This window comes from Variovorax durovernensis (assembly GCF_977011995.1).
This window is the reverse complement of the sequence record NZ_CDRNCW010000001.1, coordinates 6,202,961-6,216,053: the sequence shown is the minus strand read 5'-3', so window position 1 is coordinate 6,216,053 and position 13,093 is coordinate 6,202,961. Positions and strand designations below refer to the sequence as shown.

Sequence of the window (13,093 nt, the reverse complement as noted above, 5' to 3'; positions counted from 1 at the left end):
ATGGGCTCGCCCCCAGGCGTTGCGCACTTCGTGTCGCTTCGCCTTCCCCCTCTCCGGGGGCGATACCTGCGGGCCGGCGAAGCCGGTTCCGCGGTATCCCGCGAACAGGCCTCGGGCGCCGCGGGTGGCGTGCGTGCGCTGCTGCGCCTCGAAGGCGCGGTGGTGCTTGGCGTGGCGCTCGCCGCGTACGCCCAGTACGGCGCGGGCTGGGGCGTGTTCGCGCTCTGGCTGCTGGCGCCCGACCTCGCGATGCTCGGCTACCTTGCCGGGCCGCGCGTGGGCGCGGCGCTCTACAACGCGACGCACTCGTACGTCGGCCCCGCACTGTTGCTCGCGTTCGGCGTGCTCGCGGCCACGCCGTGGGCGGTGGCCGGCGGGTTGATCTGGTTCGCCCACGTCGGCTTCGATCGCGCACTCGGCTACGGGCTCAAGTACGCCGCCGGTTTCGGTCTCACGCATCTCGGCGGCATCGGCCGGGCCGATCCATGGTGAGCGCCGCTGCCGCCGTTGTGGCCCCCGTCATGCGCCCGCGCATCGCGCGCGCATGGATGCTGGCCGAGGCACTCACGCTCGGTGTCGCGTCGACGGTGCATGCCGGCTACCTCGTGCCGGGCCATGCGCACGCACATGCGCGCATCGCCGAGGCGGTGATCGCGACGGTGCTGGTGCTGGCTTCGGTCGAGACCTGGCTGCGCCCCGCGCATGCGCGGCGCGCCGCGATCTTCGGCCAGGGCTTTGCGCTGCTGGGCACGCTGGTCGGGCTGGGCACCATCGTGGCCGGCATCGGCCCCGGCTCCACAGGCGACGTGGTCTACCACGCGCTGCTGCTCGCAATTCTGGTTGCGGGCCTGACCTGGGCGGTGCGATGCCGGCGGGTCTGATGGTGAGCGAAGTCATCCGCCACATGCTTGCCAGGAGGCACAATCCCGCCATGCCGCGCATCCTGCTGATCGACGACGACGAACACCTCGCCGCGCCGCTGACCACCTACTTCGCACGCTTCGGCTGCACGCTCGAAAGCGCCGTGCGCCCGAGCGAAGGCCTTGCCAAGCTGCGCGCCGGCCAATACGACGCCGCCATCCTCGACGTCATGCTGCCCGAGATGGACGGCTTCGAGCTTTGCCGCGAGATCCGCAAGGAAAGCGACATCCCCATCGTGATGCTCACCGCGCGCGGCGAAGTGATGGACCGCGTGGTCGGCCTCGAGCTGGGCGCCGACGACTACGTGCCCAAGCCCTTCGAGCCGCGCGAACTGGTGGCTCGCGTGCAGACGATCCTGCGCCGCCAGCGCAGCGCGCCGCCGGCCGCGGGCAGCACGCAGCAGCGCGTGTTCGACGGCCTGTCGATCGACCTCGACCGCCGCCAGGTGCTGCGCCACGGCGAGCGCGTGGAACTCACCGGCACCGAGTTCGAACTGCTCGCGCTGCTGGCCGGCGAACCCGGCAAGGTCTTCAGCCGCGACGACATCCTCAATCGCCTGCGCGGCCACGAGGCCGAGCTTTACACGCGCGCGGTCGACATCGTGGTGAGCCGCCTGCGCAAGAAGCTGGAGCCGCTGGACTGCATCAAGACGCTGCGCAATGCCGGCTACGCGCTGGCCGTGGCGCGCAGCGAGACTGCATGAGCTTCAACCGCAGGTTCCCCCGCGAGATGCGGCGGCGCATGGAATGCCGCGACGAAGAATGGCGCCAGGAGTGGCACAAGCAGTGGCATGCGCGCTGGAACGAGAAGGTGCAGGGCAAGCGCCGCTGGCGCCGTTCGCTGCGGGTGCGGCTGGTGCTGATGTTCGTGCTGCTGGCCATGGTGATGGCGGTGGTCTTCATGAGCGGCATGAAGCGGGCCTTTTCCACCGGCTGGGCCGAGGCCGCGAGGCCGATGCTGACCGACTACACCGACCGCCTGGTCGCCGACATCGGCACGCCGCCCGACGTGGCGCGCGCGCAGGCGCTGGTGGCGCGTCTTCCCATCACCATCCGCATCGTCGGCCCCAAGGTCAACTGGGATTCCAACCCCGGCGGCGCGAACAGCCCCGGCGGCTGGATGCACGACCGCGACGACATGCCCGGCGGCGACAAGTGGTTCATCCGCTCCACCGCCGATGGGCACCGCGTGATCTTCGGCTGGTCGCCCAAGCTCTGGGAGCTGGCGCCGCGCATCATCGGTTGGGCGACGCTCGGCGTGCTGCTGTCGTGCGTGCTGCTGGCCTATGCCTACGTGAGCCGGCTGCTGCGGCCGCTGATCGACATACGCGAAGGCGCGCAGCGCTTCGGGCGCGGCGAGTTCTCGCAGCCCATTCCGATCCGCCGCAACGACGACCTCGGCGATCTCGCGCAGCGCGTCAACACCATGGCCGACGACATCCAGGCCATGCTCGACGCCAAGCGCGGCCTGCTGCTCGCGCTGAGCCACGAGCTGCGCTCGCCGCTCACCCGCGCCCGGCTCAATGCCGAGCTGCTGCCGGCAACGCCCGAAGGCCAGGCCGAGCGCGAGGCGCTGCTGCGCGACCTGAACGAGATGCGCGACCTCATCAGCGACCTGCTCGAAAGCGAACGCCTGGCCAGCCCGCACGTGGCGCTGCAGCGCGAGCCGGTCGACCTTGCCGTGCTGATCCGCGAGACCGTGGCCGAGATGCCCGGCGCGCAGCAGGTGTACCTGGACCTGGCCGACGGACTGCCGCCCCATGCCGTCGACCGCATGCGCATCCGCCTGCTGGTGCGCAACCTGCTGGACAACGCGCTGCGCTACAGCAACGAAGCGCCGCGCCCGCCCTGCGTGTCGCTGCGCGCTGTGCTCGACGGCAAGAAGCAGGGCATCGAGATCGAGGTGCGCGACCACGGCCCCGGCGTCGACGATGCACAGCTGGAGCGGCTCACCGAGCCCTTCTACCGCACCGACGGCGCCCGGGCGCGGGCCACCGGCGGCGTCGGCCTGGGCATGTACCTGTGCCGGCTGATCGCCGAGGCGCACGGCGGCGAACTCATGGTGCGCAACGCCTCGCCGGGGCTGCAGATCATCGTCCGGCTGGTGTAGCGCGCGGCGGCGCCGGGCTGTCGCCTGCGCTACAGGCGGCGCTACGGAGGGCGCGGGGTGCGCGGCTACGATGCGCCTCCGTGCCCACGCCGGCGCCCGGCCCGTCATTCAAGGAGACACCATGAGCAGCCCCCTCACCAATCACCAGGTCCGCCTTGCCAAGCGCCCCGAAGGCGCCGCCACCCGCGAAAACTGGAAATTCACCACCGAGCCCGTCGGCGAGCCGGCCGAGGGCGGCGTGCTGGTCAAGACGCTGTCGCTGTCGCTCGACCCGGCCATGCGCGGCTGGCTCAACGACGCCAAGAGCTACATCCCGCCCGTGGCCATCGACGAGGTGATGCGCGCCGGCGGCGTCGGCCGCGTGGTGGCCTCTAAGAACCCGAAATTCGCGGTCGGCGACACGGTGTACGGCACGCTCGGCGTGCAGGAATACATCCTCATCGCGCAGGACGACCTCAAGCGCAACGGCCTGGTGAAGATCGACCTGAACGTCGGCAGCATCACCCAATGGCTCAACGTGCTGGGCATGCCCGGCATGACCGGCTACTTCGGACTGATGGACGTGGGCCAGCCGAAGCCGGGCGAGACGGTGGTGGTCTCCGGCGCGGCGGGCGCCGTGGGCCAGACCGTGGGCCAGCTGGCCAAGATCAAGGGCTGCCGCGTGGTCGGCATCGCCGGCGGCGCCGCCAAGTGCGACTGGGTGGTGAAAGAGCTGGGCTTCGACGCCTGCATCGACTACAAGGCCGGCGCGGGCGCGGTGCGCGAAGGCCTCAAGACGCATTGCCCGAAGGGCGTGGACGTCTACTTCGACAACGTCGGCGGCGAGATCCTCGACATGGTGCTGGCGCGGCTCGCGCGCAAGGCCCGCATCATCATCTGCGGCGCCATCAGCCAGTACAACAACGCCAACAGCATGCCCTCGGCCGGCCCGAAGAACTACCTGAGCCTGCTGGTGAACCGCGCGCGCATGGAAGGCATCGTGGTGTTCGACTACGCCGACCGCTATCACATCGCCATCGCCGAGATGGCTGGCTACCTGAAGGACGGCCGCATGAAGAGCAAGGAAGACATCGTCAAGGGGCTGGACACCTTCCCGGAGTCGCTCAACAAGCTCTTTGCCGGCGAGAACTTCGGCAAGCTGGTGCTGCAGGTCGCCGAAGCCTGAAGGGCGGCGGGGCGCTTCAGTCGTCCTCGGGGCGCATGGGAATGTCGCCCATCGCCTCGTCGTCTCGCAGGCCGCGCGCGGCCTTCAGCAGCTCGATAGACAGGCCGTCGCCCCGGCCCGCGAAGCCCTTGGCGATGCCTTCGAGCACCGTCGACAGGCCTGCTTCGCCGTCGTCGCGGGCATCCATGCTGATGTTCAGAACGCGGGCCGCCATCTGGCGGTAGGTGACGGCGCCCGCGGCTTCCAGCGCGGCGACCAGGTCGAGGTACAGCGCAAGGTTCATGTCGAACACGAGCTTGGGCGTGATCTCGAAATCCCCGTTCTTTTCGTTCATGCGTGGCTCCTTTGTTCCTGAGTCGCCACTCTGCCAGAAAACGCGCGGCCTGCCCCGTCGGACGCGGACGCATTCAGCGCGCGCGGGTGCCCATCAGCGCGGCCGAGATGATCAGGATCGCCGCGAGCGCGATGCTCCACGTCAGCGGCCGGCCGGTCACGGCGAGCAGCAGCGCGGTCGAGGCCAGCGGCGTGATGTAGCTCAGGATGCCGATCTGCCGCGCGTCGCCGCGCTTGAGCGCCATGTCCCACAGGAAGAAAGCCGCACCCAGCGGGCCGAGGCCGCACAGCACCAGCAGCATCCAGTCGCGGCCCGACAACACGGCCGGTGTTTCCAGCACGGCGTGGCAGGCCAGCGCCAGCAGGCCCGAGACCAGCCCGAACAGGCCGATGGCGGAAGTAGGGAAGGCGGGCACGCGCTTCGTCCACAGCGAGTAGCTGGCCCAGATCACGGCCGACGCCAGCGCGGGCAGGAAGCCCCAGTACGTGGTTGCCGGCCCGGAGGCCACGGCCCCCTGTGCCCCGAGGATCGCCGCCGCCGCGCCTGCGAACCCGAGCAGCGCCGCCACCACGTGCACCGGCCGCAGCGACATGCCCGTCAGCAGCACCGGCGCCAGCACCACCATGAGCAGCGGCCACAGATAGTTGACGAGGTTGGCCTCCACCGGCGGCGCGATCCGCAGCGCCATGAACAGCAGGAAGTGATAGCCGAACAGGCCGTAGATGCCCAGCGCCAGTGTGAGCGGCGGCACCTTCCATGCGCTGCGGTCGCGCAGCACCAGCGGCCAGCTCGGCACGCTGCCGACGATCAGCGCGATGCCGGTCGTGAGGAACGGGGGCAGGTGCGACAGCGAGGTGCCCAGCGAGGCGAGCGTCGCCCAGAGCGCAATGGCGAGCAGGGCAAAGAAAGTGGACGGCATGGCCGGCGAGGCTACGCGATGCGCCCGTCGCGCAATGCCGGACTGTCGTCGCGCAACGACGGTTTGCGGCGCGATCAGCGGCGCAGCGCGGCGGTCAGCGCCGACGGCGAGCGGTAGCCCGTGCGGCGCGCCGTCTCGGCCACGCCCATGCCGCCGAGCCGCAGCTCGCGCGCATGCGCCAGCCGCAGCGAGCGCAGCCAGTGCATCGGGCTCGTGCCCTGCTCTTCGCGGCAGCGCTGCGCGAACTGGCTCGGGCTCAGGCAGACGACATCGGCCAGGTCGGCCACGCCCAGCGGTTCGTGCCAGCGGGCCCGGGCCCATTCGGCGAGCAGGGGCCAGTCGATGCGCCGGCGACGCGAATCCGAAGAAGCCGGCGCGGGGCTCCAGGCCTCCAGCAGCAGTGCGGGGCCGTGCAACAGGGCCAGGGCCGAGGCCTGCGGCTGGCTGATGCATTGCGCCAGGTAGCGCGCCAGCGTGTGCAGTTGCGGCGCGCCGGGCGGTGCGCGCTCGGTGCAGCGCGCCCATGCCGGCTGCGTGGTGTCGAGCACCAGGCACAGGCTGCCGTGCTTGCGCGCGTTGAAGTCGTGCCGCTCGCCCGGGGCGATCACCTGCGCTTCGCCTGCGCCGATGCCGCAGCCGCGGCCTTCCACTTCGATCTCGAGCACGCCGTCCAGGCCGATCAGTACCTGGAAGTGGTCGTGCGCGTGGCTGCCGTGCGAGTGGCCATAGTCGCGCAGGGCGAGTTCATGGCGGGGCGGCGGGGAGGAAGCGGGGGCATGCATGGGCTGCAGCGGATTGTCCGCGCAGCCCCGGCCGTGCTACAAGCAGGATCGATCAGCCCTCGTCGGCGTCGTCCCGCACGGCCTGTCCGTTGACCCGCACGGCCTCGACCACGCGCCCATTGCCGGTTGCCAGCGGCTGCGTGCGGCCCTCGGCCCGCACCTTGTCGCCGACCTTCAGGGCCAGCCGCGCCAGGCCGTCGGGCTTGGTGTGGACGAAGTCGCCGGTGTCCAGCACCACGCCGTTGGCCTCTCCGTGGCGCGCGTAGTTGAAGCGCACCACCTTGCCGTCGATGCTTCCGGCGGTGTCCACCTGGCGCGGCGCCTTGCCGTCGACCGAGGCCAGCCGTTCGAAGCGGTAGACCGTGTGTTCGGCATCGCCCTTGGGCGAGGGGCCTTCCTCGATGCCTTCGAGCACCAGCGCCTGGCCGGACTTCAGGCCGGCGAACGCGGCCGCGGCGTCTTCGTCGTGGCGCTCGAAGACGAACTGCGTGGGCACGCCGTCGGTGTCGATCAGCACGCCTTCGATGCGGCCCTTGGGGCTGTAGATCAGATGCTGGAAACGGCCTTCGACCGACCAGACGTCGAGGGTGTCGTGAGGATGTGGCATGGAATGTCCTTTTTGAGTGTGGTTGTGAAACGGAAAACGCGATCAACCGAGCCGCAGCAGCACCGCCGATGCCGCGCACACGATCAGGAAGGGAATGCTGATGCGATGGAACTCGCGAAGCCCGTGCGGCACCTTGGCCAGCCGCAGGGCGATGAGGTTGGCCAGCGAGCCCAGCACGCAGCCGAAGCCGCCCACGCTCACGCCCGCCGCCAGCGCGGGCAGGTCGTGCACGTAGCGGTCCAGCAGGATGGTGGCCGGCACGTTGCTGATGAACTGCGAGGTGACGATGGCCGCGAGGTACGCGCGCCAGCCCTCGGCAATCGGCCACTGGCCGACCAGCGAAGCCACCGCCGGCAGTTCGGCGAGCTGTCGCAGGTCGACGAACATCAGCGCGATGATGGCGAGCAGCGCCCAGTCGACGCCCAGCAGCACGCGGCGCTGGCACAGCAGGTAGGCGACGAACACCACCGCCAGGCCAGCCAGCAGCCAGTGCCGGTCGAGCGCGACGACGAAGCCCACGAACAGCACGCCCGACAGCGCCAGCAGCCTCGGCTGCACCGGTGCGGCCTCGGCCGCCGGCTTGAGCGCGATGGCCGTGCGCGGCACCAGCAGCCACACGGCCACGAACAGCCAGAAAAGCATGACCAGCACGGTGGGCGCCATCATCAGCATGAAGCCGCCGAAGCTTTCGCCGGTGCGATGCCACAGGTACAGGTTCTGAGGATTGCCGATGGGCGTGAGCGCCGATCCCGCGTTCACCGCCAGCGCCTGGAGCACCACCAGCCGCGCCAGCGGCAGGTGCGCCTGTGTGGCCAGCACGCGGGTGAGCGGCACCAGCAGGAACAGGCTCACGTCGTTGGTGACCAGCGCCGAGAGTACGGCGGCCGTGGCGGTCAGCAGCAGCGCCAGCTGGCGCAGATCGGTGGTCCGCGCCAGCAGTCGCTGGGCGGCCGACTGGAGCATGCCGCTCTTCTCTACGCCCTGCGTGATGGCGAGCAGCCCGGCCAGGGCGCCCACGGTCTGCCAGTCGACCAGCTTGAGCCAGTCCATCGGCGCGCGCGGGCGCAAGAAGGCGAACAGCACCGCCACCGCCACCAGCACCCAGAGCAGGCCGTTGCCGCCGCCTTCGTGGGTTGCGGGAGCGTCGGCGGGGGAAGCGGCGGACGAGGAGGGAGATGCCAGGGTCGGCGCGGTGTCTTTGGTCATGGAGCGGCGGTGGTCAGTGCGGAGGCGGCCGGCGCGTTCGCCATCGAACGGCGCCTGTCGCGAGTTTCCGGCATTGCGAGCGCGAACAGCGTCAGCGCAGCGGCCGCGATACCCGCCAGCATCACGAAGGCCGTGCCGTAGCCGGCCAGGTGCGCGACCGTGCCCGCCACCAGGTTGCTGAGCGCCGCGCCCAGTCCCACGCAGGCCGCGCCGATGCCCAGCGCGAAGTTGAAGTGGCCGCTGCCGCGCGTGAGGTCGCCGATCATCAGGGTCAGCATCACGCCGAAGATGCCCGCGCCGATGCCGTCCAGCACCTGCAGCGACAGCAGCGCGGCCGGGCTGTCGGCCAGCAGGTACAGCAGCCCGCGCACCGGCAGCACCGCGAAGCCGGCCAGGAAGATCGGCTTGCGCGCCAGCCGCGGCGCCCAGCGTCCGACCGCCAGGGCGATCGGAATGGTGACCAGCTGCGTGACGATGACGCCGCCCGACAGCCACAGCGTGGCCGACGTGCCGGCCTGCGTGCCGACCTTCTGCGCCACCAGCGTGAGCATGGCGGCGTTGGCCAGGTGGAACAGGAAGGCGCAGACCAGCAGCACGATGAAGCGGCGGTCGTACCAGCGTGCGTTGGAACGCGGCGCGTCGGCCTCCTCGTGATCGGCATCGGCATCGGCGCCGCGCGCCAGCTTTGGATCGACGTCGCGCTTGCGGATCAGCATGGCCGCAGCGATGGTCGGCAGCGCCATCGCCACCGCATAGAAGAACATGGCATGCGGGCCGAACGCGTGGCCTACCCAGCCGGTGCCCAGCGCCCACAGCACCGTGCCCGCCGCGGTGATCGCGGCGTTGCGGCCGACGCGCGCATCTAGCCCGGCGCGGCCCACCATGCCCAGGCTGACGGCCGCGATGGCAGGCGCCACCAGCGTGCCCGCCGCGCCGATGAGCGACTGGCCCGCCAGGATCACGCCGTAGCCCGGCCAGTTCGCCATGACCACCAGGCACACCGCGATGAGCGAAATGGCGCCGGCGATCCAGCGCGGCTTGTGCCGCGCGCTGTCGATCAGCGCGCCGGCCGGCGCCTGCACCAGCAGCCCCACGAGCGCCGAGACGAACATCACGGTGCCGATGCGCTGCGGGTCCCAGGCCAGCGTGCCGGCCATGAAGACGATCAGGAACGGGCCGACGCCGCCCTGGATGTCGGGCGCGAAGAAGGCCAGTGCGTCGAGTGCGCGCAGGCTGCGGCGCGAGGGTGCGGCGGTAGTGGTCATGGCGGGTCGGACAGGAAGATCAGGAGGCCGGCACCGGGGCCGGCGGGGCCATCAGCGGCGCGGGCGGCGTGGGGCCCGCGCCCCTCGGACCGCGAGGACCGCCGGGGCCGCGCGGCGCGGGTTCCAGGCCCGGTCCGCCGAAGATCTCGCGCACAGTGTCTGCGCTCGTGCCCAGGCTGGTGGCTTCCAGCGCCGTGCCCTGCGCGCCGCGCGTACCCCAGCCGCGCGCATGGAGCTGCGCACCGGGCTTCAGTTGCGCGCCGTACATGGCGCCGATGTGCGGGGGGAAGCGCACGGTGGTCTTGTCCGCGAGCAGCACGCCGCGCACGTCGCCGCGGTCGGTGTAGAGCAGTCGTTCGATGCGCCCTCCCGCCGACAGGGCGACGAGCGCGCCCGGATCGCGCGGCTGCGGCGGGGCCATGCCGGGCGCCGGAGGCTGGTCGGTCAGGCTGCGGCCGTTGGCGACGATGGCCTGCATGCGCACCACCGGCGCGTTGGGCGCGCGCCAGCCGCTGACCTGCACCGTGTCGCCGGGCTTGAGCATCTGCATCACCGCGGCCGAGAGATGCGGCGGAAATGCGACCTGCGTGCCGTCGCTCAGCAGCAGGCCGTCGGCCTCGCCGTTCGGGTTGATCAGCCATTGCTGCACGCGGCCGCTGGCGACGGTGCCCGCTTCCGGCGCGGCGGGCGGCAGTGGCGCGGTGGCGCCGAGCGGCGGCGGGGGCACCGGGCCGCCGGGAGGCGGCGGTACCTGGGCGAAGGCGGCGCTGCTCGCCAGCAGGCAGGCAGCGGCGAGGAAGGTGATGCGATGTGTCATGGATGGCTCCTTGAGGGGTGGATGCCCAAAGACATCTCACACAACGTGCCAGCCCACGAATCCTTTTAAATCAACGACTTGCGTGTGTCTGGCAGCTTGCCATCGCATGATCCGGAGACACCGGGTGTCCGGTTTGCGGACACCCGCGGCTCATTCGAGCCCGTACTGCGCCAGCTTTCGATACAGCAGCTGCCGGTGGATGCCCAGCCGGCGAGCCGTTTCGGCGCGGTTGCCCTGCGTCTGCGCCAGCGCGTGCGCGATCAGCAGGCGCTCGAGCCTCTCGACGGCGGCTGGCAGTTCGCCCTCGAGCCAGTCGGCGGGCAGCGTGGCGGGTGCTTCGCCGGGAGCCGCGGCACCGAGCGCGAGGTCCAGGTCCGCGCCGCCGATCACGCGGTGCCGCACCAGCGCATGGCAGCGTTCCATCACGTTGCGCAGCTCCCGCACGTTGCCCGGCCACGGGTGGCTCAGCAGCCGCTGCGCCGCCTCGGCCGACAGCGCCTTGGACACGGCATCGGGCGCGCCCTGCAGAGCGGCGCGTCGCAGGAAGTGCTCCGCCAGCGGAATGATGTCCGCCAGCCGCTCGCGCAGCGGCGGCATGCGGATCGACAGCACGTCGAGCCGGTACAGCAGGTCTTCCCGGAAGCGCCCTTCGCGCACGGCGGCGGCCAGGTCACGGTGCGTTGCCGCGACCACGCGCACGTCGACCTTCACCGTCTTGTGGCTGCCCAGCGGCGTGACCTCGCCCTCCTGCAGGGCACGCAGGATCTTGGCCTGCACGTCCAGCGCCATGTCGCCGATCTCGTCGAGCAGAAGCACGCCGCCGTCGGCCGCGCGAAAGCAGCCGGGCCGCTCGCCGGTGGCACCCGTGAAGGCGCCGCGCACATGGCCGAAGAGCTCGCTTTCGAGCAGTTCCTTCGGAATGGCCGAGCAGTTGACGGCCACGAACGGCTGGCCGGCGCGGGCCGAATGGCGGTGCAGGGCGCGCGCCACCATTTCCTTGCCGGTGCCCGTTTCGCCGAGCACCAGCACCGGCATCGAATTGGCGGCGGCCAGGCCGATGCGCTTGTGCACCTCGCGCATGGCCTGGCTCGGGCCGATCAGGTCGCTGTCGTCGTCCCCTGCCGTGGTGGCGGACGGCGAGGCCGCCGTGTGCTGTTGCAGCGCGCGTTCCAGCACCTCGCGCACCGCCTCGCGGCTGATCGGCTTGGCCAGGTGGTCGAAGGCGCCCAGGCGCATCGCCTCGATGGTGTTGCCCGCGCTCGAAAAAGCCGTGAGCACAATCACCGGCGGCAGCCGCGCCAAGCGCGCCTGCAGGGCGGCGAGCGTCTGCAGGCCGTCCATGCCGGGCATGCGGTGGTCGAGGAACACGGCGTCGAAGCGTTCGCGCGACGCCGTCTCGATCGCCTCGGCGCCACTCGCGACTGCAACTGTTTCGTGGCCCAGGCCCTCCAGCGTCTCGGCCAGCGTGTCGCGGAAGGCGTCGTCGTCGTCGACGATCAGGAGATGCGCCATGGAAGCTCCAGTTCGAATCGTGCACCCGGCGTCAGCGGCAAGTGATGCAGATCGCCGCCGTGCGCCAGCGCCACCTCGCGCGCCAGCGCCAGGCCCAGCCCGGTGCCGTCGGCGCGCCCGGTGGCGAAGGGCTCGAACAGGCTGGCCTGCAGCGATTCGGGCACGCCGGGGCCGTCGTCGTCCACGCGGATGGCCAGCGTGCGTGGGTCGGGCTGCAGGGCCGATAGCACCACGTGGCCGCCGCGCGGCGCATGGCGAACGGCGTTGTCGAGCAGGTTGTCGACCGCGCGCGCCAGGTGCACCGGATCGAACATGGCGCTGGTGGGCATGTCGTGATGCAGCGTGACCTGCACGCCGGCGGCATCGGCCTTGGGCGCCACGGCGGCCACGCGCTCGTCGAGCCAGCGGTGCAGCACCACTTCCACCGGCGCCAGTGCCACCGGTTGCACCAGCGCGAGCAGGCTCTGCACCAGGCCGTCGAGCCGGTCGATCTGCCCGACGATGGCCTGCAGCGCTGCGCCCTGCCGTTCGGGCGTGGCGGCCAGCGCGTTCTCGGCCTTCAGCCGCATGGTGGCGATGGGGTTGCGGATCTCGTGCGCGATGCCGCCCGTCATGCGGCCCAGCGCGGCCAGGCGCTGGTCGCGGCTGCGCTGCTGGGCGGCCGCGCGCAGATGCGTGCGGGCCTCTTCGAAGCGCAGCCGGTAGTGGTTGAAGCCGTCGACGATTCGGTCGAGCTCGCGCACGCCGGTGCGGGGAAGTTCGGGCACGGCGCCGCCGTCGGCGTCGGCCTGGATCAGCTGGTTTTCCAGGCGCTGCACATGGCGCAGTCCGCGCAGCAGGATGAAGCCCAGCCACAGGCCCGAGGCCAGCACCAGCACCAGCAACACGCCCAGGCCGGTGCGCAGGCTGTCCTGGGCGGCCAGCGCGCCGCCGCTGGTGCGCGTCATGGTCCAGGCGGCCAGGTCATTGCGCGGGGTTGCCAGCGGGCAGGCCGAGACGATCAGCGCCTCGCGGCTGCCGCGCACCACGTCGGTCTGCGGCTGCTGCGTGCGCGCCGCGAGCTGCGCCAGCTCGGCGATCAGCGGCTGCTCGGCCGCGGGCACGTCGCGCTTGACGCCGCTGCCTTCGTAGGTGGGGTAGGCGTAGGCCAGGTGGCCGCCGCTGGCCTGCCATACGCCGCCTTCGACATGCGGCGCCTCGATCAGCACCAGCTGCAGCAGCACCTGCAGCAGGTCGACCTGCGGCTGGGCGGCCGGGGGGGCGGTGGCCGAGCGGACATAGCGCGCCGCGATGGCCCGGCACGACTGCTCGGTGGCGGTGCGCCCCGCCGCCACCTGCGCGCCCGCGCTGCTGCGGTACAGCGTGAGCATCACCACCGCCAATGCGGCGCACATGCCGAACAACAACACCCAGAAAAAGAGCAACTGACCGCGTAGAGATTTCATCTGCCGCAATC

Annotated in this window: 14 protein-coding genes; 5 read left to right on the top strand and 9 right to left on the bottom strand. The window is 71.2% G+C overall.

What is annotated here, in order from left to right:
• From ACWV14_RS29445 to ACWV14_RS29425, 5 genes are all read left to right on the top strand, one after another.
• The gene (locus tag ACWV14_RS29445; RefSeq protein WP_454905265.1) at positions 1–492 is read left to right on the top strand and encodes a DUF4260 domain-containing protein; all 492 of its coding nucleotides are present in this window, start codon (positions 1–3) and stop codon (positions 490–492) included.
• Entirely contained in the window at positions 486–881 is a 396-nt protein-coding gene (locus tag ACWV14_RS29440; RefSeq protein WP_454905263.1) for a hypothetical protein, read from the top strand. Before ACWV14_RS29445 ends, ACWV14_RS29440 begins: the two co-directional genes overlap by 7 nt.
• 50 nt (positions 882–931) lie before the next feature.
• Positions 932–1,624, top strand: a complete 693-nt coding sequence (locus ACWV14_RS29435; RefSeq protein WP_454905262.1) for a response regulator transcription factor — start codon at positions 932–934, stop codon at positions 1,622–1,624.
• A gap of 26 nt (positions 1,625–1,650) precedes the next feature.
• Entirely contained in the window at positions 1,651–3,030 is a 1,380-nt protein-coding gene (locus ACWV14_RS29430) for an ATP-binding protein (protein ID WP_454906123.1), read from the top strand.
• 121 nt (positions 3,031–3,151) lie between these two features.
• On the top strand, positions 3,152–4,195 hold the full coding sequence (locus tag ACWV14_RS29425) for an NADP-dependent oxidoreductase (protein WP_454905261.1): 1,044 nt from the start codon (positions 3,152–3,154) through the stop codon (positions 4,193–4,195).
• Between the two features lie 16 nt (positions 4,196–4,211).
• Here the strand turns inward: ACWV14_RS29425 and ACWV14_RS29420 are convergent, their stop codons facing one another.
• From ACWV14_RS29420 to ACWV14_RS29380, 9 genes are all read right to left on the bottom strand, one after another.
• Positions 4,212–4,529 (bottom strand): hypothetical protein, encoded by a 318-nt coding sequence (locus ACWV14_RS29420; protein WP_422084711.1) that lies wholly within the window; start codon positions 4,527–4,529, stop codon positions 4,212–4,214.
• Between the two features lie 73 nt (positions 4,530–4,602).
• Positions 4,603–5,448 carry a DMT family transporter gene (locus ACWV14_RS29415; protein WP_454905260.1) on the bottom strand — a complete coding sequence of 282 codons (846 nt, stop codon included), beginning with the start codon at positions 5,446–5,448 and terminating at the stop codon, positions 4,603–4,605.
• A 74-nt stretch (positions 5,449–5,522) separates the two neighbouring features.
• Positions 5,523–6,230 carry a helix-turn-helix domain-containing protein gene (locus ACWV14_RS29410; RefSeq protein ID WP_454905258.1) on the bottom strand — a complete coding sequence of 236 codons (708 nt, stop codon included), beginning with the start codon at positions 6,228–6,230 and terminating at the stop codon, positions 5,523–5,525.
• A 52-nt stretch (positions 6,231–6,282) separates the two neighbouring features.
• Positions 6,283–6,837 carry a hypothetical protein gene (locus ACWV14_RS29405; protein ID WP_454905256.1) on the bottom strand — a complete coding sequence of 185 codons (555 nt, stop codon included), beginning with the start codon at positions 6,835–6,837 and terminating at the stop codon, positions 6,283–6,285.
• Between the two features lie 42 nt (positions 6,838–6,879).
• Positions 6,880–8,043 carry an SLC13 family permease gene (locus tag ACWV14_RS29400; RefSeq protein ID WP_454905254.1) on the bottom strand — a complete coding sequence of 388 codons (1,164 nt, stop codon included), beginning with the start codon at positions 8,041–8,043 and terminating at the stop codon, positions 6,880–6,882.
• Positions 8,040–9,308: an MFS transporter gene (locus ACWV14_RS29395; protein ID WP_454905252.1), complete on the bottom strand. Its 1,269-nt coding sequence runs from the start codon at positions 9,306–9,308 to the stop codon at positions 8,040–8,042. The genes ACWV14_RS29400 and ACWV14_RS29395 overlap by 4 nt, the downstream gene beginning before the upstream one ends.
• A 19-nt stretch (positions 9,309–9,327) precedes the next feature.
• A complete protein-coding gene (locus tag ACWV14_RS29390; RefSeq protein WP_454905250.1) occupies positions 9,328–10,125 on the bottom strand; it encodes a hypothetical protein in 798 nt (265 codons plus the stop codon).
• Positions 10,126–10,275: 150 nt separating this feature from the next.
• Positions 10,276–11,637 (bottom strand): sigma-54-dependent transcriptional regulator, encoded by a 1,362-nt coding sequence (locus ACWV14_RS29385; RefSeq protein ID WP_454905249.1) that lies wholly within the window; start codon positions 11,635–11,637, stop codon positions 10,276–10,278.
• Positions 11,622–13,082, bottom strand: a complete 1,461-nt coding sequence (locus ACWV14_RS29380; RefSeq protein ID WP_454905247.1) for a sensor histidine kinase — start codon at positions 13,080–13,082, stop codon at positions 11,622–11,624. The genes ACWV14_RS29385 and ACWV14_RS29380 overlap by 16 nt, the downstream gene beginning before the upstream one ends.
• Positions 13,083–13,093 lie beyond the last annotated feature (11 nt).